Annotated in this window: 27 protein-coding genes; 7 read left to right on the forward strand and 20 right to left on the reverse strand. The window is 73.9% G+C overall.

The annotated features are described in order from the left end of the window. Window positions 1-5 precede the first annotated feature (5 nt). From AOM02_RS12740 to AOM02_RS12755, 4 genes are all read right to left on the reverse strand, one after another. Window positions 6-1,250 (reverse strand): AGE family epimerase/isomerase, encoded by a 1,245-nt coding sequence (locus AOM02_RS12740; RefSeq protein ID WP_062299840.1) that lies wholly within the window; start codon window positions 1,248-1,250, stop codon window positions 6-8. Window positions 1,251-1,362: 112 nt separating this feature from the next. Then, window positions 1,363-1,905: a YpsA SLOG family protein gene (locus AOM02_RS12745; protein ID WP_062299842.1), complete on the reverse strand. Its 543-nt coding sequence runs from the start codon at window positions 1,903-1,905 to the stop codon at window positions 1,363-1,365. Further along, a complete protein-coding gene (locus tag AOM02_RS12750) occupies window positions 1,902-4,130 on the reverse strand; it encodes an ATP-dependent DNA helicase RecG (RefSeq protein ID WP_062299845.1) in 2,229 nt (742 codons plus the stop codon). The genes AOM02_RS12745 and AOM02_RS12750 overlap by 4 nt, the downstream gene beginning before the upstream one ends. Then, window positions 4,127-5,641 carry a DAK2 domain-containing protein gene (locus AOM02_RS12755; protein ID WP_062299848.1) on the reverse strand — a complete coding sequence of 505 codons (1,515 nt, stop codon included), beginning with the start codon at window positions 5,639-5,641 and terminating at the stop codon, window positions 4,127-4,129. The genes AOM02_RS12750 and AOM02_RS12755 overlap by 4 nt, the downstream gene beginning before the upstream one ends. Before the next feature lie 221 nt (window positions 5,642-5,862). On the opposite strand from AOM02_RS12755, the gene rpmB reads away from it, so the two are divergent. Continuing rightward, window positions 5,863-6,054, forward strand: coding sequence for a 50S ribosomal protein L28 (gene rpmB, locus AOM02_RS12760; protein WP_062299851.1), 192 nt, complete (start codon window positions 5,863-5,865; stop codon window positions 6,052-6,054). Window positions 6,055-6,168: 114 nt separating this feature from the next. Here the strand turns inward: rpmB and AOM02_RS12765 are convergent, their stop codons facing one another. Continuing rightward, window positions 6,169-7,110 carry a thiamine-phosphate kinase gene (locus AOM02_RS12765; protein ID WP_062299854.1) on the reverse strand — a complete coding sequence of 314 codons (942 nt, stop codon included), beginning with the start codon at window positions 7,108-7,110 and terminating at the stop codon, window positions 6,169-6,171. Window positions 7,111-7,194: 84 nt separating this feature from the next. On the opposite strand from AOM02_RS12765, the gene AOM02_RS12770 reads away from it, so the two are divergent. Next, entirely contained in the window at window positions 7,195-7,530 is a 336-nt protein-coding gene (locus tag AOM02_RS12770; RefSeq protein ID WP_062299857.1) for a TfoX/Sxy family protein, read from the forward strand. Window positions 7,531-7,540: 10 nt separating this feature from the next. Here the strand turns inward: AOM02_RS12770 and AOM02_RS12775 are convergent, their stop codons facing one another. From AOM02_RS12775 to AOM02_RS12795, 5 genes are all read right to left on the reverse strand, one after another. Then, window positions 7,541-8,515 (reverse strand): NAD(P)-dependent alcohol dehydrogenase, encoded by a 975-nt coding sequence (locus AOM02_RS12775; RefSeq protein ID WP_062299860.1) that lies wholly within the window; start codon window positions 8,513-8,515, stop codon window positions 7,541-7,543. Continuing rightward, the gene (locus AOM02_RS12780; RefSeq protein WP_062299863.1) at window positions 8,512-9,498 is read right to left on the reverse strand and encodes an NAD(P)-dependent alcohol dehydrogenase; all 987 of its coding nucleotides are present in this window, start codon (window positions 9,496-9,498) and stop codon (window positions 8,512-8,514) included. Before AOM02_RS12780 ends, AOM02_RS12775 begins: the two co-directional genes overlap by 4 nt. A 158-nt stretch (window positions 9,499-9,656) precedes the next feature. Further along, window positions 9,657-9,881 (reverse strand): helix-turn-helix transcriptional regulator, encoded by a 225-nt coding sequence (locus AOM02_RS12785; RefSeq protein WP_062299866.1) that lies wholly within the window; start codon window positions 9,879-9,881, stop codon window positions 9,657-9,659. Beyond that, window positions 9,881-10,321 carry a hypothetical protein gene (locus AOM02_RS12790; RefSeq protein WP_156156224.1) on the reverse strand — a complete coding sequence of 147 codons (441 nt, stop codon included), beginning with the start codon at window positions 10,319-10,321 and terminating at the stop codon, window positions 9,881-9,883. The genes AOM02_RS12785 and AOM02_RS12790 overlap by 1 nt, the downstream gene beginning before the upstream one ends. A gap of 134 nt (window positions 10,322-10,455) precedes the next feature. Next, window positions 10,456-11,811 carry an MATE family efflux transporter gene (locus AOM02_RS12795; RefSeq protein ID WP_062299870.1) on the reverse strand — a complete coding sequence of 452 codons (1,356 nt, stop codon included), beginning with the start codon at window positions 11,809-11,811 and terminating at the stop codon, window positions 10,456-10,458. A gap of 97 nt (window positions 11,812-11,908) precedes the next feature. Here AOM02_RS12795 and AOM02_RS12800 point away from each other — a divergent pair, with 97 nt between their 5' ends. Then, window positions 11,909-12,370: a DUF3515 family protein gene (locus AOM02_RS12800; protein WP_062299872.1), complete on the forward strand. Its 462-nt coding sequence runs from the start codon at window positions 11,909-11,911 to the stop codon at window positions 12,368-12,370. 194 nt (window positions 12,371-12,564) lie between these two features. Here the strand turns inward: AOM02_RS12800 and AOM02_RS12805 are convergent, their stop codons facing one another. Genes AOM02_RS12805 through murA form a run of 4 tightly spaced genes read right to left on the reverse strand, consistent with a single transcriptional unit; the run spans window position 12,565 to window position 16,690 of the window. Next, the gene (locus tag AOM02_RS12805) at window positions 12,565-13,653 is read right to left on the reverse strand and encodes a D-alanine--D-alanine ligase family protein (protein ID WP_062299875.1); all 1,089 of its coding nucleotides are present in this window, start codon (window positions 13,651-13,653) and stop codon (window positions 12,565-12,567) included. Then, window positions 13,653-14,654, reverse strand: a complete 1,002-nt coding sequence (locus tag AOM02_RS12810) for an NAD(P)H-dependent glycerol-3-phosphate dehydrogenase (protein WP_062299877.1) — start codon at window positions 14,652-14,654, stop codon at window positions 13,653-13,655. Before AOM02_RS12810 ends, AOM02_RS12805 begins: the two co-directional genes overlap by 1 nt. Beyond that, entirely contained in the window at window positions 14,651-15,376 is a 726-nt protein-coding gene (locus AOM02_RS12815) for a lysophospholipid acyltransferase family protein (RefSeq protein ID WP_156156225.1), read from the reverse strand. Before AOM02_RS12815 ends, AOM02_RS12810 begins: the two co-directional genes overlap by 4 nt. A gap of 3 nt (window positions 15,377-15,379) precedes the next feature. Next, a complete protein-coding gene (gene murA / locus AOM02_RS12820; protein ID WP_062299879.1) occupies window positions 15,380-16,690 on the reverse strand; it encodes a UDP-N-acetylglucosamine 1-carboxyvinyltransferase in 1,311 nt (436 codons plus the stop codon). 64 nt (window positions 16,691-16,754) lie between these two features. Here murA and AOM02_RS12825 point away from each other — a divergent pair, with 64 nt between their 5' ends. Further along, entirely contained in the window at window positions 16,755-17,627 is an 873-nt protein-coding gene (locus tag AOM02_RS12825; RefSeq protein ID WP_169746639.1) for a PfkB family carbohydrate kinase, read from the forward strand. A 174-nt stretch (window positions 17,628-17,801) separates the two neighbouring features. Here the strand turns inward: AOM02_RS12825 and AOM02_RS12830 are convergent, their stop codons facing one another. The 4 genes from AOM02_RS12830 to leuC all read right to left on the reverse strand — a co-directional run bounded on the left by AOM02_RS12830 (window position 17,802) and on the right by leuC (window position 21,411). After that, a complete protein-coding gene (locus AOM02_RS12830) occupies window positions 17,802-18,413 on the reverse strand; it encodes a nucleoside/nucleotide kinase family protein (protein ID WP_062299883.1) in 612 nt (203 codons plus the stop codon). After that, window positions 18,410-19,246, reverse strand: a complete 837-nt coding sequence (locus AOM02_RS12835) for a CPBP family intramembrane glutamic endopeptidase (protein ID WP_062299885.1) — start codon at window positions 19,244-19,246, stop codon at window positions 18,410-18,412. The genes AOM02_RS12830 and AOM02_RS12835 overlap by 4 nt, the downstream gene beginning before the upstream one ends. An 84-nt stretch (window positions 19,247-19,330) precedes the next feature. Next, on the reverse strand, window positions 19,331-19,972 hold the full coding sequence (leuD, locus tag AOM02_RS12840) for a 3-isopropylmalate dehydratase small subunit (protein ID WP_062299887.1): 642 nt from the start codon (window positions 19,970-19,972) through the stop codon (window positions 19,331-19,333). 14 nt (window positions 19,973-19,986) lie between these two features. Further along, complete coding sequence (leuC, locus tag AOM02_RS12845) at window positions 19,987-21,411, reverse strand: 3-isopropylmalate dehydratase large subunit (protein WP_062299889.1); 1,425 nt, start codon at window positions 21,409-21,411, stop codon at window positions 19,987-19,989. Between the two features lie 54 nt (window positions 21,412-21,465). Between leuC and AOM02_RS12850 the strand changes: the two genes are divergently transcribed. From AOM02_RS12850 to AOM02_RS12860, 3 genes are all read left to right on the forward strand, one after another. Further along, a complete protein-coding gene (locus AOM02_RS12850) occupies window positions 21,466-22,188 on the forward strand; it encodes an IclR family transcriptional regulator (protein WP_062299891.1) in 723 nt (240 codons plus the stop codon). A gap of 84 nt (window positions 22,189-22,272) precedes the next feature. Further along, a complete protein-coding gene (locus AOM02_RS12855) occupies window positions 22,273-22,800 on the forward strand; it encodes a hypothetical protein (RefSeq protein WP_062299893.1) in 528 nt (175 codons plus the stop codon). 21 nt (window positions 22,801-22,821) lie between these two features. Further along, window positions 22,822-23,280, forward strand: coding sequence for a thiol-disulfide oxidoreductase DCC family protein (locus tag AOM02_RS12860; protein ID WP_062299895.1), 459 nt, complete (start codon window positions 22,822-22,824; stop codon window positions 23,278-23,280). A 113-nt stretch (window positions 23,281-23,393) separates the two neighbouring features. Here the strand turns inward: AOM02_RS12860 and AOM02_RS12865 are convergent, their stop codons facing one another. After that, window positions 23,394-24,464, reverse strand: coding sequence for a hypothetical protein (locus AOM02_RS12865; RefSeq protein WP_062299897.1), 1,071 nt, complete (start codon window positions 24,462-24,464; stop codon window positions 23,394-23,396). Window positions 24,465-24,506: 42 nt separating this feature from the next. Continuing rightward, complete coding sequence (locus AOM02_RS12870; RefSeq protein ID WP_062299900.1) at window positions 24,507-25,073, reverse strand: RNA polymerase sigma factor; 567 nt, start codon at window positions 25,071-25,073, stop codon at window positions 24,507-24,509. Window positions 25,074-25,252: the final 179 nt, after the last annotated feature.

Here is a 25,252-nt window from a genome sequence, read left to right on the forward strand (position 1 = left end):
AGGGGTCACGCCTCGATGCGGCGGAGGACCTCCAGGCAGGCGCGGGCGTTGTGGTAAGGGCACTTCCAGGGCCCCATCTTGAGGTCCCCGGTGCCGCCCGACAGGGGCCGGTTGTCGGGCCCGAGCCGCGCGAACCACTCGCCGTGCTCGTGGTCCTTCACGTGGGTCTCGATGAAGTCCCAGGTGCGGATCACGGCGTGACGGTCCTCGGCGCGGCCGCCGAGCTGGAAGGCGTTGAGCCAGCCCACGACGCCCTCGGCCTGCGGCCACCAGTGGCGGTCGCGGTCGGTGGGGCCGTCCGGGGTGCCGGCGTAGAGCACGGCGCCGTCGGCGTCGACGCCGCGGGCGCGCACCGCCTCGGCGAGGCCGAGCGACGCCTCGCGGGTGCGCCACTCGAGGTCGGCGTCGGCGAGGCCGTGCCGCGCGAGCGTCTCCCACGCGTCCCACAGGAGCCACGAGGTCTCGATGTCGTGGCCGTAGGACACGCCGTCGGAGCGGGGGTCCCAGGACTCGTCGAAGTACAGCTTGCAGTGCGCGAAGGGCGCGTCCGCGACGATGCAGTCGAGGGTGGTGCGCAGCAGCGTCTCCAGCGACTCGCGGACGGCGAGGTCGGCGGATGCGCGCAACAGCTCGGTGAGCGCCTCGAGCACGTGGAGGTTGGTGTTCATCGACTTCGGCACGTCGGGGTCGAGCTCCGACAGCGCGAGCCGGGTCGTGGGCGACCAGTCGCGGGCGAGCGCCTCGACGTAGCCGCCGAACTCGAGGTCCCGGGCCGAGGCGTCGAGCGCGCCGGCCAGCCACAGCGCCCTCTCGAGCGCGGCGTCGTCGTCCGCCACCCGCGCCCAGCGGGCGAGTCCGTAGACGGCGAAGGCCTGGGCGTAGACCTGCTTGCGGTCGTCGAGCACCGAGCCGTCGGGCCCGAGCGACCAGAACACGCCGCCGTGCTGCGGGTCCCACATCGGCCCGACGAGCACGTCGAGCGCGCGGCGCGCGGTCGCGAGGTGACGCTCGCGCTGGGCGGGCAGGGCCTCGGCCGCGGCCGAGAAGGTCCACAGGATGCGGGCGGCGAGCACCGCGTGGCGCGGCAGGTCGTCGAGGTAGTCGAGATCGTCGCTGACGCCTCCACGCAGGGTCCCGTCGTCCGCGAAGGCGTGCGCCTCCCAGAAGGGCAGGATCCCGCGGGACAGCTCGCGCTCGGCGAGGTCGCGGAGGACCGACAGCTGACGATCGGCGCTGATGGCTTCCGTCATACGCAGAACTGTAAACGCTCTCATACGGGACCTCGGCACACGGTGCCACGGCCTCGACAGGGGCGCCGCGACCCGCCGGGCGCCCGATCACGCCCGTGCCAGGACCGACGCCTCAGGCCTCGTCGAACCGCTCGAAGGGCGCGAGCACCTCGAGCAGCAGGGCGCGCGCGGCTACGCGGATCCCGGGCGCCTCGGACTCGCGCGGCCCCGCGATGTCGAGGCTCGGCGGCGTGCCGGGCACGCCCGCGAGAAGCTCGGCGAGCGTGTCGCGCGCGGCCTTCGCCCCCTCGAGCGGCCGGCGCGGATCGATCGGCACGATCGCGGTCGGGCGATCGAGCCGCTCGGCGGCGCGCAGCGTGATGCCCGTCCCGGGCGACGTCGACCCCTCGGTCAGCACGACGAGCACGGCGCCCGCCTCGCGCACGTTGAGCGACGTGCGCTCCGCCGGGTCGGCCGACAGCGTCTCGCGCAGCAGCGGATAGGTCCCGCGCACGCCGGGGGCGGTCGGCATGTCCTCGGCCCAGCCGCCGGCCGGGCACCAGCCGCCGTACTCGAGGCCCAGCTCGACCGCGACCTCGAGGGCCGCGCGGTCCACGCCGCTCTGGCCGCCGGACACGATCCGGAGGCCGCGCGAGGCGTCGAGGCGACGCGTCACGATCGCGATAGGAAGTCCTCGCGCTCTTCGTCCAGCATGTCCGCGATCGTATCCGCGAGGGCGGGGTGCGCGCCGAGCGAGGGGTCGTCCGCGACCAGCGCCGCCGCCTCGGCCCGCGCCTCCTCGATCAGCCCGGCGTCCCGCACCACCCGCAGCAGCCGCAGCGAGTTGCGCCCGCCGGACTGCGCGGCGCCCAGCACGTCGCCCTCGCGCCGCAGCTCGAGGTCCTTCTCGGCGAGCTCGAAGCCGTCCGCCGTGGCCGCGAGCGCGGCGAGCCGCTCGTGCGCGACGGTCCCGTCCTCGGCGTGCGACACGAGCAGGCAGACGCTCGCGCGGTCGCCGCGCCCCACGCGGCCGCGCAGCTGGTGGAGCTGCGAGATGCCGAAGTGCTGCGCGTCGAGGATCACCATCGCGGTCGCCTCGGGCACGTCGACGCCGACCTCGATGACGGTGGTCGCGACCAGGACGGGGACCTCTCCCGAGGCGAAGCGGCTCATGGCCGCGTCCTTCTCGTCCGGCGCGAGACGCCCGTGCATCACGCCGACACCGACGCCCGCGAGCGCGGGGACGGCCCGCAGCTGCTCGGCCACCTCGAGCACCGCCGCGAGCGGCGGCCGGGACGATGCGCCGCCCTCGTCCGCCGCATCGTCCCCCTCGAGCGCGTCGAGCGGGACCTCCTCGGCCTCCTCCTCGGTGTCGCCGTCGATGCGCGGGCACACGACGTACGCACGGCCGCCGCGGTCGACCTCCTCGCGCACGCGGGCCCAGATGCGCTCGACCCACGCGGCGTTGCCGGCGGGGACCAGGTGCGTCGCGGTCTCCTGGCGTCCTGCGGGCCGGTCGCTGAGTACCGATGTCTCGAGGTCGCCGAAGACCGTCATCGCCACGGTGCGGGGGATGGGCGTCGCGGTCATCACGAGCGTGTGGGGCACGCGCGAGCCGCGGGCCCGCAGGGCGTCGCGCTGCTCGACGCCGAAGCGGTGCTGCTCGTCCACGACGACGAGGCCCAGGTCCGCGAACTGGACGGTGTCGCCGAGCAGCGCGTGCGTGCCGACGACGATGCCCGCGGCGCCCGAGGCGGCCTCGGCGAGCGCGGCGCGCCGCTCGCGGGAGCCCTGCGAGCCGGTGAGGAGCGTGACGCGCGTCGCCTGATCCGCGGCGGTGAGCATCCCGCCGTCGGCGAGCGGGCCGAGGAGCGCGCGCAGCGACCGCGCGTGCTGCGCCGCGAGCACCTCGGTGGGCGCGAGGAGTGCCGCCTGTCCCCCGGCGTCGACCACCTGGAGCATCGCCCGTAGCGCGACGACGGTCTTGCCGGCGCCCACGTCGCCCTGCAGCAGCCGCAGCATCGGGGTGTCGCGCGCGAGGTCGGCCGCGACCGTCTCCCCCACCGACCGCTGGCCCGCGGTGAGCTCGTACGGCAGCCGGGCGTCGAGCGCCTCGACCAGCCCTCCCGTCCGGGCGGGCCGCGGGGTGGCGGCGAGAGCATCGTGGTCCGCGCGGCGGCGTGCGAGCGCGGTCTGCAGGACCAGCGCCTCCTCGAAGCGCAGGCGCGCGCGGCCGCGGCGGTGGTCCGCGTCGGCGTCGGGCACGTGCACGAGCCGCAGCGCCTCGAGCAGCGTCGGCAGGCCGCGCCTTTCGCGGATCTCCACGGGGATCGGGTCCGGCACGTCCGCCTCGGTGAGCGGATCCAGCACGGCGCGGACCGCGCGACCGATGCGCCACGTGGGGACCGATGCGGCGGCCGGGTAGATCGGGATCGGGCGCGAGGCCTCGGCGAGCGCCTCGTCCTCGTCGGCAGCGTCGACGCCGACGATCAGGTAGTCGGGATGCGTGAGCTGACGGCGCCCGCGGTAGTCCCCCACGGTGCCGGTGAAGAGGCCGCGGCGTCCGGGCCGCAGCTTGTCCTCGTGCATGCGCAGCACGCCGGCGCGCTTGGCGAAGAAGGTGAGCTGGAGGCTGTCGCGGCCGTCCGTGACGACCGCCTCGAGCATCGCGCCGCCGCGCGAGCGCATCTGGCGGACGGTGGCGGTGCGCACCTCCGCCATCACCGTGACGTGCTCCCCCACGCGCAGCTCCGCGAGCGGAGTGAACTCGCCCGGCGCACCGTAGCGCCGCGGGTAGTGACGCAGCAGGTCGCCGACCGTCTCGAGCCCGAGCTTGCCGAGCGAGCCCGCCGTGCGGGCGCCGAGCACCTTCGTCAGCGGCTCCTCGAGGCGGCCGGTCATGCGGGCGAGGACTCCACGCCGATGAGGATGGGCGGCCACTCCTGACCCCCGGGGTAGACGGCGACGTCGGCGCCGGGCGAGCGCGCCTCGATCGACGCGCGGGCCTCGTCGCCGACGGAGTCGTCGATGCCGCGCGCGAGCACCAGCGTCACGACCTCGGTGCCCGCGCCGACGAGGTCGTCGAGGTCCTCGTCCAGCGCGTCGCCGGTGCTCTGGCCCACCGCGGTCGCCGCGACCGCGTCGCGCATGAGCGCCGCGACGTCCTCGCCCGGGGTGGCGAGCGCGGAGGCCGCGACGGCGGCGATGACGTGGGCCTCGTGCGATGCCTCGATGACGATGAGCCGCGGCTTGCCGCGCTTGTCCGCGAGCGCGCGGGCGGCGGCGAGCAGCGACGGGTTGCCCGCGACCGCGATCGCCTCGGCACCGGAGGCGTCGCGCACCGCGCGGTTGAGGTCGCGCTTACGCAGCGAGGAGGGCTCCGGGACCACCAGCACCACGGCGCCGGCGTCCGCGAGGGGCTCGGCGAGGCCCGGGCAGGTGGTCAGCGCGACCACGCCGGTGGCGGCGCGGTCGTGCACCATGCTCAGCGTGATCGAGCGCACCACGATCTGGTGGGCGTCGAGCTCCTCGGCGATGGTGACCGCGAGGGCGGGGTGGTCGGTGTGGACGTGGGCGTGCATGAGCCCGTGCGCGCTGGTGACGGTGACGGAGTCGCCGATCGCGCCGAGCCGCTCGACCACGCCCGCGCGCTCCTCCTCCTCGCGCTCGGCGACGAACATCACCTCGTACGCGCCGCCGTCCTCGTCGCCGTGGCCGGCATGCCCCGGCTGCACCACGTGGTGGTGGCGCCCGGGCAGCTCCCACGCGACGGCGGGATGGTCCGCGAGCGCGTCCTTGCCGGCGATGGTCTCGGCCAGCATCTCGAGCTGCAGCACGAGCGCGGCGGCGCCGGCGTCGACCACGCCGGCCGCGCGGGCGCTCGGCAGCTGCTCGGTGGTGCGCGCGAGCCCCTGGCGGGCGCCGTCGACGGCCGCGACGATCACCGCCTCGCGGGTGCCGCCGTCGTTCGCGACCGTGTTGGCGGACCGCGCCGCGGTGCGCGCGACGGTGAGGATGGTGCCCTCGACCGGCGCGCCGACCGCCGCGTAGGCGGCCTCGGCGGCGCGGCCCAGCGCGAGCGACAGCCCGCGGGCGTCGACGCTCTCGAGCCCGCCCTTGGCGTCGACGACCCGCAGCAGCGCGCTGAGGTACTGGCTGACGATCACGCCGGAGTTGCCGCGCGCCCCCATGAGGGCGCCGCGGGCGAACGCCGCGGCGACGTCGCGATGCGAGGCGTCGGCGGGCAGGCGCGCGATCGCGCGGTTGCCCTCCTGCAGCGTGAGGAAGACGTTGGTGCCCGTGTCGGAGTCCGCGACCGGGAACACGTTGATGGCGTCGAGGTGGCCGCGCGAGCGGTGCACGGCGTCGAGCCCGGACCCGAGCCAGCGGCGCAGCGCATGCGCTTCGCTCACGGGTCACCTCCGGCCTCGGAGCGGCACGGGGCGGCCGCTCGCGTACTATCGTGTCACGGCCCGCCGACAGCGCGGGCACCCCGCCCAGCGGTGTCCGGCTGCCCGTCGGTTTGCCGCATCCGCGGTTTCTCGGTTACCCTAGTGCGGTTGCCCGAGCACCCGGGCCCTCATACTTTGCGGATCGATGACGTCGGTCCGCGCCAGAAACTAGGAGAACTATCGTGGCTGCCACCTGCGACGTCTGCGCCAAGGGACCGTCCTTCGGTCACAACATCTCGCACTCGCACCGCCGCACGAAGCGCCGCTGGAACCCGAACATCCAGCGCGTCCGTGCCGTGGTCGCGGGCACCCCGAAGCGCCTCAACGTGTGCACCTCGTGCCTCAAGGCCGGCAAGGTCCAGCGCGCCATCTGATGGATGCGCGCTCACGCGCGCATCGGCGCGGCTGACAGCCGACCCACCCAGAGACGGACGTCCTCCCTCGGAGGGCGTCCGTTTTCGCATGCCCGGACGATGCGCCGGGCCCCCTCAGCCGCCGAAGTGGTCCCAGCCGAGCAGGTCCGGCACCTCGCCGTCGACCCGCACGCCGGAGAACGCGTCCGTCGTCTCCCCGATGATCGTCCAGCCCGCCGGCACCGCGCCCTCGCGCGGGAACACCGCGAGCATGTGGTGGTCCTCCCCGCCGGTGAGCGCCCAGGGCCGCGGGTCGATCTGCAGCTCGATCGCCGCGAAGCGCGCGCCCTCGTGCACCGGCACGTCCTCGGCACGGATGTCGATGCCGACCTCCGAGCGGCGCGCGATGCGTCCCGCGTCGCGCAGCAGCCCGTCGGAGATGTCCATGAGCGCCGTCGCGCCGTGCAGCGCCGCCTCGAGGCCCGCGCCGATGCGCGGACGCGGGCGCAGGAACAGCCCGATCGTCTCGTCGTCGATCCGGCGCCCCTCCGTGAGCTGCACGTAGCCCGCGGCGGCCGCCCCGAGCGGCGCGGACACGGCCACGACCTGGCCGGGCAGCGCATCGTCCCGCGTCACGGGCTCGGTGCCGTGGGTCTCCCCCAGGACGGTCACGCACACCGACACCTCGCGCGCGCCGGAGAGGTCGCCGCCGATCACGCCGACGCCGTGCGGCTCGCACGCCTCGCGCAGCCCGTCGGCGAAGCGCAGCACCCAGTCGGCGTCGAGCGACGGGGGCGCGGCGAGCGTGACCTGCAGGGCGGTGGGGACGGCGCCCATCGCGTCGATGTCGGCCAGGTTCTGCATGGCCGCGCGCCAGCCCACGTCCTCGGGGCTGGACCAGTCCATGCGGAAGTGGCGGTCCTCCATGAGGATGTCCGAGGACACCACGAGGTCGCCGTCGACCGCGAGCACCGCCGCGTCGTCGCCGGGGCCCAGGATCTCGGAGTCGGTCACGGGAAGCCGCGGGGCGAAGGCCGCGATGAGCGCGTCCTCCCCCATCTCGCCGATCGTCGTCATGGCGTCAAGCGTAGGGCGGGACGATGCGGGACCGGGCCACGCGCCCGGGTCGCGGTCGCGCGCAGGTTGCGCGAGCATCGTGCCATGGAGATGCCACGGCCCACGGACGCCCACCGGGACGCGTTCCGCGCGCTCGTGCCCGACGCGCCCGGCGTCGAGGTGCGCCCGATGTTCGGCCAGCTGGCCGCCTTCGTGCACGGGAACATGTTCATGGCGCTGTACGGAGGCCAGGCGACGTTCAAGCTCGCCGCGGCGGACCTCGAGGCGGCCCGCGCCCGGGAGGACGCGGAGCCCTTCGCTCCGGGCGGGCGGACGATGCGCGAGTACGTCGCGCTGCCGCTCGGCGCCCCCGGCCTCGACGACCTGGTCGAGCAGGCTCTCGCCTACGTGTCGACCCTGCCGCCGAAGCCGGGGCGCTGAGGGCGCCCGCTCAGGCCACCTGCACCACGAGCTTGCCGGCGACGTGCTGCGCCTCGAGGCGGGCGAGCGCCTCGGCGGTGCGCTCGAGCGGGTAGGTGCGCTCGATGACGGGGCGGACCCTGCCCTCCTCGATCATGTCGGCCATGCGCGTGAGGTTCTCGTGCGACGGCTCGGTGCCCACCACCACGACGCGCCGGCGGGCGATCGGGCTGATCGCCTTCGACGAGAAGATCGCCCACGCGGGTCCGAGCAGCGGGCCGCCGCCCAGGCCGCCGGCGGCGAGGTACACGCCGTCCGGCGCGATGATCCGCTTGAGCCGGGTGAGGCGCGTCGTGCCCACGGTGTCGTAGACGACGTCGAAGGTCTCGCCGCAGTCGAGCACGTCCTCCCGCGTGTAGTCGATGACCCGGTCCGCGCCGAGCTCCTCGACCATCGCGGCGTTCGGGCCCGAGCACACGGCGACCACGCGGCTCGCCCCGAGCACCTTGGCGACCTGGACCGCCATGTGGCCCACGCCGCCCGAGGCGCCGATCACGAGCACGCGCTTCCCCGCACAGCCGCCGCCGTCCTCGAAGCCGCCGAGCGCGGTGATCCCGCCGATCGGCACCGCCGCCGCCTCCTCGTCGGTCGCGGTGAGCGGCGTGTGGGCGATCTTCCCCGCGTCGGCGATCACGTAGTCCGCGACCGCGCCGTAGCCGACGAAGCCGAAGACCCGGTCGTCCACCTGGAAGCCGTGGACGCCCTCGCCCACGGCGTCGACGGTGCCCGCCACGTCGGCGCCCACCACCCGCTCGCCGGGCGAGAACAGCCCGCTGGAGAAGCGGGCGAGCCACGGGTCGCCGCGGTAGAGGTGCCAGTCCCACGGGTTGAGGCCGGCGGCCGTCACGCGGATGCGCACCTGGCCCTCGCCTGGCTCGGGGGTCGGGATCTCGCGCAGCTCGTGCGTCTCGGGTCCCGCGTACCTGTCGTAGGTCACGGCCTTCATGGCGCGACCACCACCTTTCCTGAGGCATGGCGGGACAGCACCCGCGCCATGGCGTCCGCCGCCGCGTCGAGCGGCTGGACGGAGTCGAGATGAGGACGGAGCGTGCCCGCGACGAGCATGGTCGCGAGGTGCTCCAGGTCGGCCCTGTTGGCCGTCGAGTAGTAGGTGACCACCCGGTGGCGGGTCACGAGGTCGAGCCACCTGGCTCGCAGGACGCGGCGCAACGGTCCCCCGTCGGGTCCGGGCTCGCCCGAGTTGGGCAGCAGCACGCCGCCCTCCCGCACCAGCCCCAGAAGGTCGCGCAGGGCGTGGTTGCCGACGTTGTCGAACACCACGTCGAAGCGCTCGTCCAGCTCGAGGATCGAGCCGCGCGTGTAGTCCACGACCCGGGCCGCGCCGAGGTCGCGCACCCAGCCCACGTTGCGCGTGGAGCACACGGCCGTGACGGTCGCGCCCTGAGCGGCGGCGAGCTGGACCGCCATGTGGCCGATGCCTCCGGAGGCCCCGTTCACCAGGAGCGTCTGCCCGGCCGCGAGACGAGCCTTGCGCAGCCCGTGCAACGCCGCGAGCCCGGTCATGACCGCGGCCGCACCGGCCTCGGCGTGCACCTCGGCCGGCAGCGGTGCGAGGCCCGCGGCGGGTGAGACCGCGAGCTCCGCGAGCGAGCCGCGCGACTCCCCGAACACCCGGTCGCCGGGCCGGAGATCGGCGACCCGCTCCCCGACCGCGACCACCGTGCCGGCGAGGTCGTTGCCGCGGATGGGGCGGCGCGGGCGGCGCAGCCCCGAGGACAGCCGGAGGACGCGCGGGGTCCCCTGCATGAGGAAGGCGTCGGCCGGGTTGAGGGCCGCGGCCTCGACGCGGACCAGGGCGTCCTCGGCACCGGGGCGCGGGACCGGGACGTCGGCGAGCGCGAGCTGCTCGACGCCGCCGTAGGCGTGCTGGACCACCGCGCGCATCGTGGCCGGGAGCGCGGCGGTCATGGTCGCGCCGCCCGGTCGGGCGCCGTCCGCGGCGCGCGCGTGCGAGGGTCGGTGGTGCGGGTGAGGGACATCGTGACTCCCCAGGTGTGAGAGCGCTCTCTCCGGCATCCGCGAGCCGATGTGCGAGGCTCGCGGGAAGGGTCCTCCAGGGACGGGGGCTACGCCGCCTCGTCGGGATACCGGAAGACCGCGTCGAGCGGGACCTCGAGGGCCCGCGCGATCTGGAAGGCCATCTCGAGCGACGGCGAGTAGCGCCCCTGCTCGATGGCGATGACCGTCTGGCGGGTGACGCCGATGCGCTCCGCCAGCTCGGCCTGGGTCATCTCCCCGTGCGCGAACCGCAGCGCGCGGATCGCGTTGGTGACCTTGGTGGAACGGCCCATCACAGGCCCTTCCGGTAAGCGTAGGCACGACTGCCCGCCGCGATCAGGCCCGCGATCAGGCCGGCGAGGAACAGCGTGTTCGCCGCCCAGAAGCGGTCGACGTCGAGCATCAGCAGGACGGTCGCGACGAGGCCGCCGAACGACGACATCCCGTAGGCCCGGGCGTTGCCGAGGCGCTCGATCTGCTTGTCGCGCTCGTCCCCGTCCTCGAACTCCGCCTTCTCCCCCGCGACCTCCGCCTGGATCGCGGTCGCGATCGCGGAGGCGATGGTGCCGAGGATGATGAACACGATCAGCGAGCCCCACGCCCAGAGCATGGGCGTGACCCACGAGATCTCCGCGACGGAGCGGTCCGCGGCCTGCGTGAGGATGACCGTGAAGTAGACGATCCCCACGAGCGGGAACACGACGAGCGTGGCCCACACGGTGCGTTCGGTCATGGTCATGGCATCCCCCGATGTCAAAGGTTCTTGACATCTCGAAGGTAAGCCGCGCTTGACATGATGTCAAGAGTGTTTGACATTGCGGGCAGCCCTACTTCTGGTGCCCCCAGGCCTGGGGGCGCCGCGCGGGCTCAGGCGTGGGCGCCCTCGAGCCACGCGCCGCGGCGGGTGAGGCGCACGTACGCGAGGCCGAGGAAGACGCCGCGGGCGACGTTGAACAGGAGGAACGCCCGCCAGAGATCGTGGTTGGGGGCGTCGCCGATCCACTCCAGCCCGATCAGCAACGCGGGCACGAACACCAGCAGCGCCGACTCCGCCATCGTAACCGCCATCGCGCGCGTCCGCCCCGAGCCGAGGAACACGCCGTCGAAGAGGTACGCGAGCGACGAGGCAAGCGGCAGCCAGACGACCCACCCGATGTACTCGTCCGCGGCCTCGGTGACCTCCGGCAGCGAGGTGAGCACGGCGATGAACGGCCCCGACGCGACGAGGTACAGCAGGCTGAAGACCGCGCCGATCGCGACGGCGGGCAGCGCCGATGCCGCGACGGCACGGTGGAAGGCGGGCACGTCGCGACGGCCGATCTCGCGCGAGACCATCGCCTCGGCGGCGTGCGCGTAGCCGTCCTGCCCGTAGCTCGCGAGCAGCATCAGCTGCATGAGGATCGCGTTCGCGGCGAGGATCTCTGGACCGAGGCGCGCGCCGTACGCGGTGACGAACGTGAGCACCGCGTACAGGATCGCGGTGCGCACGAAGAGGTCCGTGTTCATCGCGGCGAGGCGCCGCCACCCGGAGCGCAGCCCGCGCCCCCGCCAGCGCCGCACCGCGGCACGGACCGGGGACGATGCGGCGCGCCACCACAGCGCGAGGGCGAGCGCGAGCCCGAGCCACTCGGCGATCGCGGTCGCCGACGCGGCACCCGCCGCGCCCCAGCCGAGCCCACCCACGAAGGCCACGTCGAGCCCGAGGTTGACGACGTTGACGGTGGCCACGATCGCCAGGGGCCGGCGCGTGTCCCCCGCACCGACGAACCATCCCGACACGACCATCGTGAGCAACGCCGCCGGCACCGACGCCATGCGGATCCACGCGTACTGGATCGCGAGCTCGCGCACCTCGCCCGCCGGCGCGAGGATCGACATGATCGCGGGGATCGCGACCCACTGCAGGATCAGCGCGCCCCCGCCGATCGCGACGGCGAGCATCGCCGCGCGCTGCGCGTGGGAGACCGCCGCATCGTCCCTGCCCGCGCCGAGCGCCCGACCCACGAGCGACGTGGTCCCGGTCCGCAGGAAGCCCGTCAGCCACATGATCGCGCTGAGCACCGTGGCGCCGAGCGCGACGGCGCCGATGTTGGTCGCGTCGGAGTAGTGGCCGAGCATCGCGGTGTCGACCAGGCCCACCAGCGGGACGGTGACGTTGCCCACGATCGCGGGCCAGGCCAGGGAGAACGCGCGCCGATGCGGGAGCTGGGCGAGCGCGGTCACCGGGCAACGCTACACCGCGCCGCGGACGGCGCCGCCGGGTCGCCTCGAGCGCCTCGAGCCGTCCGGGAGCCCCTCCCCGCCGCCGTAGGCTTGGCGCATGCCCCGCCCGCTCCCGCTGCTCGCGCTCGCCCTGCTCGCGGCGCCGCTGGCGGGCTGCGCGAGCCAGTACCCCGTCGACGCGGCGCCGTACGCGGCCGACCCGGACTGCGCGCGCGTGATGCTCGCGGTGCCGGACGTGCTGGGCGGGCTCGACTACCGCGAGACCACGTCGCAGGCGACGGCCGCGTGGGGCGACGAGTACCCGTTCGTGATGCGCTGCGGCGTCGAGCCGCCGGGCCCCACCACGGACGAGTGCCTGGCGATCGAGTCCGGCGGCACCACCGTCGACTGGCTCATCCTCGACGAGGACGACGCGTGGCGGACGGTGTCGTTCGGCCGCTCCCCCGCCGTCGAGCTGATCGTGCCGAAGGTGCGCGCGCAGGACGCGGTGGGCGACATCCTCGCGGAGGTGTCGCGCGCGGTCGCGAAGGCGCCGTCCAACGGCCTCGAGTGCCGCTGACGCCTCGCCGCCGTCCGCCGCCGCGCACTGAGCACCTACACGCCGCCGGCCGCCGCGCACCGAGCACCTACACGCGTGACGGATGGGGATGCCGAGGCCCCTGGGACACGGTTCAGAGGCGCGCGGGCCAGCGCGTAGGTGCGGACTGCACGCCCCGATGCGCCGTGTAGGTGCTGGCTGCCCGGGTCAGGCCGTCAGCGCAGGCCCACCGGACGCTCGAGCGCGACCGTGAGCAGCGTCTCGACCAGCTCGCCGTACGAGATCCCGGCGGCCGCGGCCATGCGCGGGTACATCGAGGTGGGCGTGAAGCCCGGCATCGTGTTGATCTCGTTGACCACCACGTCGCCGGAGTCCGTGACGAACACGTCGACCCGCGCGAGCGACTCGGCGCCCACCGCGAGGAACGCGCGCTTGGCGTAGTCCGCGACGGTCGCGGCTACGGCACCCTCGAGCGAGGTGGGGCACAGCAGGGTCACCGACGCCTCGTCGAGGTACTTGGCGTCGAAGTCGTAGAAGTCGTGGTCGCCGCCCGTGATGATCTCGCCGGCGGGCGACGTCAGCAGCCCGCCCGCGGTGGCGAGCACCGCGGTCTCGATCTCGCGGCCGACGACGGCGGCCTCGATCAACACCTTCGGGTCATGCTTCTGCGCGTCGGCGACGGCCGCGTCCAGCGCGGCCCAGTCGCTCACCTTCGAGATGCCCATGGACGAGCCCGCGCGCGCGGGCTTGACGAAGACGGGCAGGCCCAGCGCCTCGACCTCGAGCCGCTGCTCCTCGAGCCCACGGTGCGCGGTGATGGTGACGTCGCGCGCGACCGGCAGGCCGGCGTTGCGGAACGCGGTCTTCATGAACTGCTTGTCCATGCCCGCGGCGGACGCGAGCACGCCCGACCCGACGTAGCGCACGTCGACCAGCTCGAGCGCGCCCTGGATCGTGCCGTCCTCGCCGAACGGGCCGTGGAGCAGGGGGAACACCACGTCGATCTCGCCGAGCTCGCGCAGCCCGTCGGGCCCCGCGACGCGCCACGCGCGCGAGCCGGCCTCGAACGGCGGCAGCACGACCTCGTCGGAGGCCGGCACCGTCGGCATCTCGCCGTCGACGATCGCCCAGTCCGCGGGCTCCGACGACGCGAGCGTCCAGCGGCCCTCCCGGGTGATGCCGATCGCGACGACGTCCCAGCGCTCCCGGTCGATCGCGCCGAGCACGCCGCCCGCGGTCACGCACGAGACGCCATGCTCGGTGGAACGGCCGCCGAACACGACGGCGACGGTGGGTCTGCCCATCAATCGACCTCCGACTTGCGCGGGCGGGACAGCAGCGCGCCGATGACGGACTCGACCGGGGCCTCGCCCGCGAGCATCGTCACGACGCCGTCGCAGATGGGCACGTCGACGCCCGCGCCGCGCGCGAGCTCCTGCACCGCGGTCGCGGTCTTGACACCCTCGGCGGTGCCGCGCGTCAGCGCGATCGCCTCGTCGAGCGACCGGCCCTGGCCGAGGTGCGAGCCCAGCGTGTGGTTGCGCGACAACGGCGACGCGCACGTCGCGATGAGGTCGCCCATGCCGGCGAGCCCGGAGAACGTCTCGGGCCGCGACCCGAGCGCGAGGCCCAGGCGCGTGATCTCCGCGAGGCCGCGCGTGATGACGGTCGCGGTGGTGTTGTTGCCGAAGCCGAGCCCGTCCGTGATGCCCACGCCCACCGCGACGACGTTCTTGTACGCGCCGCACAGCTCGACGCCCACGAGGTCGTCGTTCGTGTAGGGCCGGAAGTAGGACGATGCGGTCGCGGCGGCGACCAGCTCGGCCGCCTCATCGTCGGTGGAGGCGACGACGGTCGCGGTCGGCTGCCGCTGCGCGATCTCCTTGGCGAGGTTCGGGCCGGACACCGCGGCGACGCGCTCGGCGGGCAGGTCCCAGACCTCCGCGAGCACCTCCGACATGCGGGCGTGCGTGCCCAGCTCGATGCCCTTCATGAGCGACACCGCGACGGCGCCGGAGGGCACGAGGCCCGCGAACGGCGCGATGATCTCCCGCGCACGCTGCGCCGGGACGGCCACGGCGACGACGTCGGCGCCCGCGAGCGCCTCCTCGATGTCGGTGGTCGCACGGATGCCGGCGGGCAGCTCGACGCCCGGGATCGCCCCGTCGTGGCGGCGGTCCTCGCGGATCGACCGGATCACCGCATCGTCCCTGCCCCAGAGGGTGACGTCCGTGCCCGCGTCCGCCATGACGGCGGCGTAGGTGGTGCCCCACGCCCCCGCGCCGAGGACCGCGGCTCGCGTCATCGGACGGGCCTCCCGCCGTCGCCCTGCTTGCGCACGTCGTACGGCTTCTCGGGCGGCGTCTCCCCACGGATGTCGGCGACCATGGTCGTCAGCGTAGCCATGATGCGGTCCGTGGCGGCGCGCAGGGTGGCGGTGTCGAGGTCGCCGCCGCGAAGGTCGTCCAGGTCGATCGCCGGTCCGGCGACCACGGTGATCGTCTTGCGCGGGATCGGGTGGACCATCTTGCCGTAGCGCGGCAGGAGACGATGCGCGCCCCACTGGGCCACGGGGATCACGGGCACGCCGGTGGACAGGGCCATGCGGGCCACGCCCGTGCGGCCGACCATGGGCCACAGGTCGGGGTCACGCGTCAGGGTGCCCTCGGGGAACATCGCGATCATGTCGCCGCGCTCGAGCACGTCGACGGCCGCGTCGACGGCCTCGGCCGCGCGGGACGTGCCGCGGTGGACCGGGATCTGGTCGAAGCCGCGCAGCAGCCAGCCGATGAAGGGCGCCCGGAACAGGCTCTCCTTCGCGAGGATGCGAGGCGGGTGGCCGTTGTTGTACAGGAAGTGCGCGAGCGTGATCGGGTCCGCGTACGACACATGGTTGGACACCGCGATGAAGCCCTGGTCGGCCGGCAGGTGCTCGGCGCCGTGCCAGTCCTTCTTGGTGACGGACGTCATGAGCGCCTGCAGCGGACGCGCGGCGTTGCGGTAGAAGCGGGAGGCGGGGGTGGGCACGTTCTACTCGACCTCGGCCCCGAGCGCCTTGAGCTTCGCGCGGAAGTTCTCGTAGCCGCGGTCGATGATCCCGATGCCGTGCACCGTGGAGGTGCCGTCGGCGGTCAGGGCCGCGATGAGGTGCGAGAAGCCGCCGCGCAGGTCCGGGACCTCGATCTCGGCCGCCTGCAGCGGCGTCGGTCCGGAGATGACCGCGGAGTGCTTGAAGTTGCGCGCGCCGAAGCGGCACGCGACGTCGCCCAGGCACTCGCGGAACAGCTGGACATGCGCGCCCATCTGGTTGAGCGCATCGGTGAAGCCGAAGCGGTTCTCGTACACCGTCTCGTGGACGATGCTGAGGCCCTTGGCCTGCGTGAGCGCGACCACGAGCGGCTGCTGCCAGTCGGTCATGAAGCCGGGGTGCACGTCCGTCTGCAGCGCGATCGACTTGAGGTCGCCGCCCGGGTGGTAGAAGCGGATGCCGTCGCGCACCACCTCGAACTCGCCGCCGACCTTGCGGAAGACGTTGAGGAACATGCCCATCGTGCGCTGCTGCGCGCCGTGGACGAAGATGTCGCCCTTGGTCGCGAGCGCCGCAGACGCCCACGAGCCGACCTCGATGCGGTCGGTGAGCGCGACGTGGTCGTAGCCGTGGAGGCGGTCGACGCCCTCGATGGTGATGGACCGGTCGGTCGACACCGAGATGATCGCGCCCATCTTCTGGAGCGTGTCGATGAGGTCCTTGATCTCGGGCTCGACGGCCGCGCCCTCGAGGTGCGTGATGCCCTCGGCCATCACGGCGGTGAGGAGCAGCTGCTCGGTCGCGCCCACGGAGGGGTACGTGAGCTTGTGCTTGATGCCCTTGAGGCCGTTCGGCGCGGTCAGGTAGAGGCCGTCCTCCATCTGCTCCACCTCGGCCCCGAACTTCTGGAGGATCTCGAGGTGGAAGTCGATGGGACGGTCGCCGATGCGGCACCCGCCGAGGTCGGGGATGACGGCCTCGCCGAGGCGGTGCAGCAGCGGTCCGCACAGCAGGATCGGGATGCGGGACGAGCCGGCGTGTGCCGCGATCTGGGCCGCGTCCGCGCGCACGAGCGTCGAGGTGTCCATGGTGAGGACACCCGACTCGACGCCGTAGTCCACGTCCGTGCCGTGCAGGCGGAGCAGGGACGATACGACGGAGACGTCGCGGATGTCGGGAACGTTGCGCAGGGTCGACGGGGTGGAGCCCAGCAGCGCCGCGACCATCGCCTTGGAGACGAAGTTCTTCGCGCCGCGGACGGTGATCTCTCCCGTGAGCGGGCGGCCGCCGGTGACCCGGATGGAGTCGGTCATGCCGACCATCTTCCCCCATCGGCGCCGTCTCGCCCGCATCCGCGGCGCTCGCTACGCTGACGGCGTGACCGCCGCCGCCCTCTTCGCCGGGCTCGCCACGCTCGACATCGTCCAGCTGGTCGACCGGCTGCCCGCCCCGAACGAGAAGATCGCCGCGCTCGAGTTCTCCGTCTGCGCGGGCGGCCCCGCGACGAACGCGGCCGTCGCCTTCGCACGATGCGGCGGCTCCCCCACCCTCGTCACGGCCCTGCCGGCGCACGAGCTCACCGCCCTCATCGCGGACGACCTGTCGCGGTGCGGCGTCGCCGTCGTCGAGGCGGCGGGGTACGACGGGCCGCCGGTGACCGCGTCGATCATGGTGACGGTCTCGACCGGGGACCGCGCGGTGGTCTCGCCCTCGGGGGTCGCGACCGCGGGAGGGCTGGCGCCCGCCGTGGAGCCGTCCCTCGACGGCGCCGGCGCGGTGCTGCTCGACGGCTACTTCCCGGAGATCTCGGTGCCGCTCGCCGCGCGCGCCCGCGATGCCGGCATCCCGGTCATCCTCGACGCCGGCAGCCACAAGCCGCACACCGACCTCATGGTGCAGGCGTGCGACATCGCCGTCGTGTCCGACGACTACACGCCGCCCGGCACCGGCGGCGCGCCCGACGCCGTCTTCGACCGCCTCGCCGGGCTCGGCGCGGAGACCGCGGTCATCACGCGCGGCGCCGCGCCGGTGCTCTATCGGTCGCCCGCGGGGTCGGGCGCCGTCGAGGTGCCGCCGGTCGCCTCCGTCGTCGACACGCTCGGCGCGGGCGACTTCTTCCACGGCGCCCTCACGTGGCGCATCGCGTCCCTCGGACGGGACGATGCGCGGCTGCCCGAGGACATCGCGTTCGCGGCGTCCGTGGTCGCCGAGTCGCTCGGGTCCTTCGGGACGCGCGCCTGGCTCGGCTGATCCCCCCGACCCCCCCCCGGCGCGCCACCCCCGGCACGCCCCGGCACGCCCCGCCCCGCCCCGGCACGCAACCGGCGTACGGATCGCCCTCGCTCGCCGCGCACCAGGGACGATGCTCGGCAGGGGGCCATCGGTACGCCGGTTGCGTGAGGGGTGGAGGGTGCCGGACCGCGTTCAGCCGGGGATGACGAGGTCCGCGCTCCCCCGCGTGCCCTCGACGAGCCGCGCGTTGGCCGCGTCGACCGCGTCCACCCACACCACCGCATCGTCCCGCCGCCGCCCGGTGGCGACCCGGCGCTCGACGAGCCGCTCGCGCGCCACCTCCCACGGCACGTCGACGCACCACAGCGCGTCGAGCGCGGGGCGGACCGCCTCCCACGGCGGCTGCGCGAGGCCCAGGTAGTTGCCCTCGGTCACGACGACGCGCGCGCCCGCCGGGACCACGATGCGGTCGGGGACGACGTCGTGGATCCCGCGGTCGTAGTCGGGCGCGGGGACATCCTCGCGGGCGCCGCGGACGCGCCGCAGCAGCGCGACGTAGGCCCCGACGTCGAAGGTCTCGGGCGCGCCCTTGCGGTCGGCGAGGCCGCGGCGCACCAGCTCCGTCGCGGCGAGGTGGAAGCCGTCCATCGGGAGGTACGCGGCGGGCACGCCCGCGGCCGCGAGGCCCTCGACCAGCGAGCGTGCGAGCGTCGACTTCCCCGCGCCGGGGATGCCCGCGATGCCGACGATCGCGCGGCCGTCCGCCGCGAGCCCCGCCGCCCGCGCGACCAGGTCCGCGCTCACGGCGCCGTCACGAACACGTCGAGCAGCTCGGGATGGTGGGCGTGGACGAGGACGCCGAAGACGATCGCGTCGAACAGCAGGTGCACCGTCACCACGTACGGCAGCGACTTCGTGCGCGCGAAGATCCACCCCTGCACCAGGGCGAACGGGATCGTGAGCAGCGGCCCCCACTCGCGGTACCCCAGCTCCCACAGGAAGCTCACGAACACGACGGACTGGAGGATGTTGGCGAGCGCCATCGGGAAGTGGACGCGCAGCAGGGCGAAGACCACGCAGATGAAGAACAGCTCGTCCCACAGGCCCACCGCGTTGACGCCCACGAACAGGCGCGCGACCTCTCCCCCGCCCTCGAGGTCCGGCCAGTTGCGGTACGCGCCCGAGCCGATGAAGTAGAACGGCAGCACGAGGTAGCCGACCGCCACGACGACGGCCAGGTAGACCCACTGGGTGCGGCTCCACCGCTGCCCGGTGCCGATCGGGAACGTGATCGCATCGTCGCGGAACGCGAGCCGCGAGATCAGCGTCGGCACGAGCACCGCGAGGCCGAGCGCGACGGTGAACCGCAGCATGCCGCCGTCGGAGAGGTCGGCCTTGAGCGAGATGGTCGAGATGATGATCTGGCCCAGCGCGATGAGCCCGAGGTCGCGTCCGAGCCGGCGATCAACGGCGAGGCCGAGCAGCACGCCCAGGACGAGCGGCACGTACCCCCACGGGCGCACGTGGACCGCGAAGAGGAGGATCGCGGCGCCGCACACGAGCGCCGCGGCGACGATGCGCGCGGCCGTGCGCGCGTCGGCGCGCAGCGCGGGCACCTCCGGGGCGGCGGCGGTCATGTGCGCGACTATGCCAGACCCGGGAACGCCGCGAGGGCCGCACCCGCTGATGACGGGTACGGCCCTCGACGGACGATGCGCGGGTTACGCGTCGACGGGACGCGCGGCCTCGATGTGGACGCTCGGCAGGTGCTTCGCCGGCAGCGTCTGCGGGCGCCAGGAGGCGCGGGTCTTCTCGAACTCGGTGATCTCGTCCTCGTGCTGGAGGGTGAGGCCGATGTCGTCCAGGCCCTCCATGAGGCGCCAGCGGACGTAGTCGTCGATCTCGAAGGGGACGGTCAGCTCGCCGCACGTGACGGTGCGGTCCTCGAGCGAGACGGTGATCTCCTTGCCCGGCTCGGCCTCGAGCAGCTTCCACAGCAGCTCGATGTTCTCCTGGCTCACGACCGCCGCGAGGAGGCCCTGCTTGCCGGAGTTGCCGCGGAAGATGTCCGCGAAGCGCGAGGCGATGACGACCTTGAAGCCGTAGTCCTTGAGCGCCCACACGGCGTGCTCGCGGGACGAGCCGGTGCCGAAGTCCGGGCCGGCGACGAGCACGGAGCCCGCCTTGTACTCGTCCTTGTTCAGGATGAAGTCGGCGTCACCGCGCCAGGCGGCGAACAGCGCGTCCTCGAAGCCCGTGCGCGTGATGCGCTTGAGGTAGACCGCGGGGATGATCTGGTCGGTGTCGACGTTCGAGCGGCGCAGCGGGACGCCGACGCCGGTGTGGGTGGTGAACTTCTCCATGTCGGTTCTCCTTCTCAGACCAGCGCCGCGGGGGCGTCGACCAGGTCGTCGGGGCTGGACAGGGTGCCGCGGACCGCGGTGGCGGCGGCGACCAGCGGCGACACCAGGTGGGTGCGGCCGCCCTTGCCCTGACGGCCCTCGAAGTTGCGGTTCGAGGTGGACGCCGAGCGCTCCTGCGGCTTCAGCTGGTCGGGGTTCATGCCCAGGCACATCGAGCAGCCGGCGTTGCGCCACTCGGCGCCGAAGTCCAGGAAGACCTTGTCGAGCCCCTCGGCCTCGGCCTGGAGGCGCACGCGGGCGGAGCCGGGCACCACGAGCATGCGGGTGTGCGGGGCCTTCTCGCGGCCCTGGATGATCGCCGCGGCGGCGCGCAGGTCCTCGATGCGGCCGTTGGTGCACGAGCCGAGGAACACGGTGTCGATCGGGATGTCGCGGAACGGCGTGCCCGGGGTGAGGCCCATGTACTCGAGGGCGTTGGCGGCGGCCTCGCGGTCGGCCTCCTCGGCGAAGTCCTCGGGGCTGGGCACGTTGGCCGACAACGGCAGGCCCTGGCCGGGGTTCGTGCCCCACGTGATGAACGGCTCGAGGTCGGCGGCGTTCAGGTCCACCTCGGTGTCGAACACGGCGTCGTCGTCGGTCGTGAGCGTGCGCCAGTACTCGACGGCGGCGTCCCAGTCCTCGCCCTCGGGGGCGTGCGGACGGCCCTTGACGTACTCGAACGTGGTGTCGTCGGGGGCGATGATGCCCGCGCGGGCACCCGCCTCGATCGACATGTTGCAGATCGTCATGCGCGCCTCCATGGAGAGCGCGCGGATCGCGTCGCCGCGGTACTCGAGCACGTAGCCCTGGCCGCCGCCGGTGCCGATCTTCGCGATGATCGCGAGGATGATGTCCTTCGCGGTGCTGCCCTTGGGCAGGGTGCCGTTGACGTTGATCGCCATGGTCTTGAACGGCTTGAGCGGCAGCGTCTGGGTGGCGAGCACGTGCTCGACCTCCGACGTGCCGATGCCGAAGGCCAGCGCGCCGAACGCGCCGTGGGTCGACGTGTGCGAGTCGCCGCACACCACGGTCATGCCCGGCATGGTGAGGCCGAGCTGCGGGCCCACCACGTGGACGATGCCCTGGTCGGCGTCGCCGAGCGAGTGGATGCGGATGCCGAACTCGGCGGCGTTCTCGCGCAGCTTGTTGACCTGCTTGCGCGAGGTCTCGTCCGCGATCGGCAGGTCGATGTCGAGCGTGGGGGTGTTGTGGTCCTCGGTCGCGATCGTGAGGTCCGGGCGGCGGACCTGGCGGCCGGCGAGCCGGAGGCCCTCGAAGGCCTGCGGCGAGGTCACCTCGTGGCACATGTGCAGGTCGATGTAGATGAGGTCGGGCGCGCCGTCCTCACCCTTACGGACCAGGTGGCTGGTCCACAGCTTCTCGGCGAGGGTGGTTCCCATCGCGAACTCCTTCACAGGTCGACATCTCATGATTTGAGACGTTAGTATCGCTCCGTGGACAATCATAGCGGTGTTGGAGTCATTGACAAGGCGGCGGCGATCCTGGGGGCCCTCGAGCAGGGCCCCGCGACGCTCGCCGAGCTCGTGGCCTCCACCCATCTCGCCCGCCCCACGGTGCACCGCCTCGCGCTCGCCCTCGAGCACCACCACCTGGTGGGCCGCGACGCCTCCGGCGCGTTCGTCCTGGGACGACGCTTCGCGCAGCTCGCCGCGTCCGTGAACGAGGACCGCCTCGTGTCCGCCGCGCAGCCGGTGCTCACGGTCCTGCGCGACCGCACCGGGGAATCCTCCCAGCTGTACCGCCCCCACGGCGACGAGCGCATCTGCATCGCGTCCGCGGACCGCCCCGTGGGCCTGCGCGACTCGATCCCGGTGGGCACCACCATGACGATGAAGGCCGGCTCGGCCGCCAAGGTGCTGCTCGCCTGGACCGAGCCCGAGCGCATGCACCGCGGCCTCGCCGACGCGCGCTACACCGCCGCGGACCTCGACCGCGTGCGCGCCCAGGGCTTCGCCGAGAGCGCCAGCGAGCGCGAACCCGGCGTCGCCTCGGTCTCCGCGCCCGTGTGGGGCGCCGCGGGCACCGTGATCGCGGCCGTGTCGATCTCGGGGCCGGTCGAGCGCCTCACCTCCACCCCCGGCGCCGTCCACTCGGGCGCGGTCATCGACGCCGCGCGCCAGCTCACCGAGGTGCTCCAGCGCACCGTGATCGCCTGAGCCCCGGCCACCCGCGCATCGTCCCCCTGAACAGGTGACATAGGTCCCTGGCGGCACCCCGCGCACGCGCGCACCCTGGGGAGCATGGACATCGTGGTCTTCGAGTCGCTGTACGGCAACACCGCCGCCGTCGCCGCCGCCATCGCGGAGGGCCTCGGCGACGGCGCCCGCGCGCTCACGACCTCGGAGGCGACGCCGGAGCTGGTCGCGCAGGCGCGCATCGTCGTCGCGGGCGCGCCCGTGCACGCGATGAGCCTGCCCACGGACGCGAGCCGCGAGTCCGCACGCGCCAAGCCGCAGGGCGCCGACCACATGCCCGCGGACCTCGGCCACACGTCGATGCGCGCGTGGCTCACCGCGCTCCCCCGCGGGCCCCGCCTGGGCGCCGCGTTCGACACGCGCGTGCGCGGGCCGCTCGGGCACGGCGCCTCCAAGGCGATCGCGCACACGCTCGAGGCGGACGGCTTCACCCTCCTTGACGGCCCCCAGGGGTTCACGGTGCACATGCACACCTCGGCCTCCGAGCCCGCCGCGCTCCTCGCGCGCGGCCAGCTGGACCTCGCGCGCGAGTGGGGTCGGCACCTGAGGGAGCGCGCCGCGAGCCTCGTGTGACCGCCCCGCTAGCCTGGGACGATGCGGGCGATCGTGATCTTCGACGGCGACTGCGGCCTGTGCAACGGCTTCGTCGCGTGGCTGCTGCGCCACGACCGCGCCGGCCGTTTCCTCATCGCGGGCTCCGCGGGCGAGGTCGGCCGTGCCGCGCTGGAGGCGTCCGGGCTGGGCACCGGGATCGCCGCGTCGAGCATCGTCGTGTGGGACGGCGGCGCGGGCCGGGTGCGCACCGACGCGCTCGTCCGGATCGCGCGGGACCTGCCGTGGCCGTGGCGGGCGGCCGGGACGATGCGCATCGTCCCGCGCGCGCTCCGGGACGCCGTCTACGACCAGGTCGCGCGTCGGCGTCCGCGCCGCGTCGCGGACGATCCGGCGTGCGGCATCCCGCCCGCGGACATGGTCGCGCTGTGGCGGTCGAGGCTCGCGACCGCGGCCGACGTCACCGCGCTCGCCGGGGACACGCCAGCGCCCCGCACCTGAGGGGGTGTGCGGGGCGCTGGTGTCACGCTCGGTGCCGGCTGGGGGGTAGGCATCGACGAGCGGTTCGACGGCACCCCTGCTGAGGGGATGGGGAGCCGTCGACGTGCTGGGGGCTAGCGGGCCCCGTATCCGAAGCCGTGCGAGCCGCCGGTCCACGACGAGCCCGGCTGCGATGAGCCGCGCTGCGAGGAGCCGCGCTGCGAGGAGCCGCGGTCATCGGCGTCGCGGTCGGAGCCGCGGTCCTTCCAGCCGTTGCCCTGCTCACGCTCGGTGCCCGCGTCGCCGCGGCCCGTGGTGGCGTCGTCGCCCTGGGGCGAGGTGCGGCGCGGCTTGGCGGTGGTGCCGGGCTCCGACGTCTCGGACTCCGTGGCCGCCTCGTCGTCGGCGGACTCGTCCTCGACGAGCGCCTCGTCCTCGGCGGTCTTGTCCTTCTTGACCTTGTCGCCGTGGCGCTCCTGCCACTTCTCACTGTCCGCCTGCCACGCGACGTGGAGGTTGCGGTGACGCTCGGCGACGCCCTGGCCGAAGTCGCGGCCCTCGAGGTCGGTGGACTCCATCCAGGCGAAGATCTCGCGCAGGCACTCGTGGACCTTCTCGGAGACCTCGGAGCCGGTGCCGGCGTCCTCGGTGGTCTCGTCCGCCGAGTCCTCCGCGGTCTCGTCGGTGGTCTCCTCGGTGCCCTCCGCCTGCTCGTCCTCGACGGCCTCGTCGCCGAGGACCTCGGCGACGGCCTCGTCCACGAGCTCGATCGCGGTCTCGGTGTCGCCGTCCTCCTCGGCCTTGCGCGCCTCGGCGATGCGCTCCGGCACGCCGCCGTCGCCCAGGCCGATGCGCTCGATCGCACGGTCGAGGCCGTACAGCGCGTCGCCGGGAGCCGCGGAGTCCGCGGCCGCGGTGCCGCCGACCAGGCCGGCGATGAGGAGCGCGGCGCCGCCGGCGACGGCGGCGCGGACGCGGGTCTTCGAACGACGGACGGGAGCGGCCTGCGGGGCCTCGGCGGCCTCGGCCGCTGCGGCGGCGACGCTCGCGAGCATCGCGCCGGCGCGCTCCGCCTCGACCTGCGCGGGCGCCACGTCGAGGCCGCGCAGCTGCGCGATCGCCTCGGCCGTGTCGGCGAGGCCCTCGGAGGGCTTGCCGGAGAGCAGGCGCTCGATGTCGCGGTCGTCGAAGTCGCGGTTCGTCATGCCCCTGTCATCGTCGGGGCCGACGGATCGGTTACATCGGATCTACGCGGGATCCAGGATCTCCCGATCGAGGTCGCGCCGGAGCGTCGCGATCGCGCGGTGCTGAGCGACCTTCACGGCCGACTCGGAGGCGCCGAGCACCGCGGCGGTCTCCTTCACCGACAGCCCGGCGACCACGCGGAGCAGGAGGATCTCCCGCTGTCGGGCGTTGAGGCGCCGCAGGAGGTGGTCGACCGCCTCCGTCTGGCCGCGCAGCAGGGCATGATGCTCGGCGCTGGGTGCGGCCTCGCGGACGAGCGCGGCGAGCGTCTCGTCGGGAGCGGCGGCCTCGGGTCGTCGGCCGGAGCGGCGGTGCGCGTCGACCATGCGCCGATGCGCGATCGAGAACACCCACGAGCGGAAGTCGCCCTCGTCGCCCGTGAAGCCGGACAGGCCGCGCGCGACGTGGAGGAACGTGTCCGCCGCCTCGTCCTCGGGCGACGGCGAGCCCTTGCCGGCGAGGTAGCCGCGCACCGGGCCGGCGAGGTCGCGGTAGATCTCGGACCAGGCCCAGTCCTCGCCCACACGGGCGGCGGCAAGGACGGAATCGAAGGCGGGGCCGAGGCTCATGCGGCGGCTCGCGCGGCCAGCTGCGCGTGCTCTCGAGGTCTGGGCATGGTGGGCGACGCTAGCACGAAGCGGGGCCTTCCCCGCACATCGGACAACGGGGACCAGACGGGCATCCGGCTGGGAACGACGAAACCCCCTCGTCCGGCTGGACGAGGGGGTTTCCGTGGTAGCCCCGACGG

This window comes from Demequina maris (assembly GCF_000971155.1).
GTDB lineage: Bacteria > Actinomycetota > Actinomycetes > Actinomycetales > Demequinaceae > Demequina > Demequina maris.

What these genes read in the sequence shown, in the direction of transcription:
- AOM02_RS12740 (WP_062299840.1), bottom strand. Translation starts at nt 1,250, where the DNA reads ATGACGGAAGCCATCAGCGCCGATCGTCAGCTGTCGGTCCTCCGCGAC.
- AOM02_RS12750 (WP_062299845.1), bottom strand. Translation starts at nt 4,130, where the DNA reads ATGACCGGCCGCCTCGAGGAGCCGCTGACGAAGGTGCTCGGCGCCCGC.
- AOM02_RS12765 (WP_062299854.1), bottom strand. Translation starts at nt 7,110, where the DNA reads ATGACGACGATCGGCGAGATGGGGGAGGACGCGCTCATCGCGGCCTTC.
- AOM02_RS12770 (WP_062299857.1), top strand. Translation starts at nt 7,195, where the DNA reads ATGGAGATGCCACGGCCCACGGACGCCCACCGGGACGCGTTCCGCGCG.
- AOM02_RS12775 (WP_062299860.1), bottom strand. Translation starts at nt 8,515, where the DNA reads ATGAAGGCCGTGACCTACGACAGGTACGCGGGACCCGAGACGCACGAG.
- AOM02_RS12780 (WP_062299863.1), bottom strand. Translation starts at nt 9,498, where the DNA reads ATGACCGCCGCGCTCCCGGCCACGATGCGCGCGGTGGTCCAGCACGCC.
- AOM02_RS12785 (WP_062299866.1), bottom strand. Translation starts at nt 9,881, where the DNA reads ATGGGCCGTTCCACCAAGGTCACCAACGCGATCCGCGCGCTGCGGTTC.
- AOM02_RS12790 (WP_156156224.1), bottom strand. Translation starts at nt 10,321, where the DNA reads ATGACCGAACGCACCGTGTGGGCCACGCTCGTCGTGTTCCCGCTCGTG.
- AOM02_RS12800 (WP_062299872.1), top strand. Translation starts at nt 11,909, where the DNA reads ATGCCCCGCCCGCTCCCGCTGCTCGCGCTCGCCCTGCTCGCGGCGCCG.
- AOM02_RS12805 (WP_062299875.1), bottom strand. Translation starts at nt 13,653, where the DNA reads ATGGGCAGACCCACCGTCGCCGTCGTGTTCGGCGGCCGTTCCACCGAG.
- AOM02_RS12810 (WP_062299877.1), bottom strand. Translation starts at nt 14,654, where the DNA reads ATGACGCGAGCCGCGGTCCTCGGCGCGGGGGCGTGGGGCACCACCTAC.
- murA (WP_062299879.1), bottom strand. Translation starts at nt 16,690, where the DNA reads ATGACCGACTCCATCCGGGTCACCGGCGGCCGCCCGCTCACGGGAGAG.
- AOM02_RS12835 (WP_062299885.1), bottom strand. Translation starts at nt 19,246, where the DNA reads ATGACCGCCGCCGCCCCGGAGGTGCCCGCGCTGCGCGCCGACGCGCGC.
- leuD (WP_062299887.1), bottom strand. Translation starts at nt 19,972, where the DNA reads ATGGAGAAGTTCACCACCCACACCGGCGTCGGCGTCCCGCTGCGCCGC.
- leuC (WP_062299889.1), bottom strand. Translation starts at nt 21,411, where the DNA reads ATGGGAACCACCCTCGCCGAGAAGCTGTGGACCAGCCACCTGGTCCGT.
- AOM02_RS12855 (WP_062299893.1), top strand. Translation starts at nt 22,273, where the DNA reads ATGGACATCGTGGTCTTCGAGTCGCTGTACGGCAACACCGCCGCCGTC.
- AOM02_RS12860 (WP_062299895.1), top strand. Translation starts at nt 22,822, where the DNA reads ATGCGGGCGATCGTGATCTTCGACGGCGACTGCGGCCTGTGCAACGGC.
- AOM02_RS12865 (WP_062299897.1), bottom strand. Translation starts at nt 24,464, where the DNA reads ATGACGAACCGCGACTTCGACGACCGCGACATCGAGCGCCTGCTCTCC.
- AOM02_RS12870 (WP_062299900.1), bottom strand. Translation starts at nt 25,073, where the DNA reads ATGAGCCTCGGCCCCGCCTTCGATTCCGTCCTTGCCGCCGCCCGTGTG.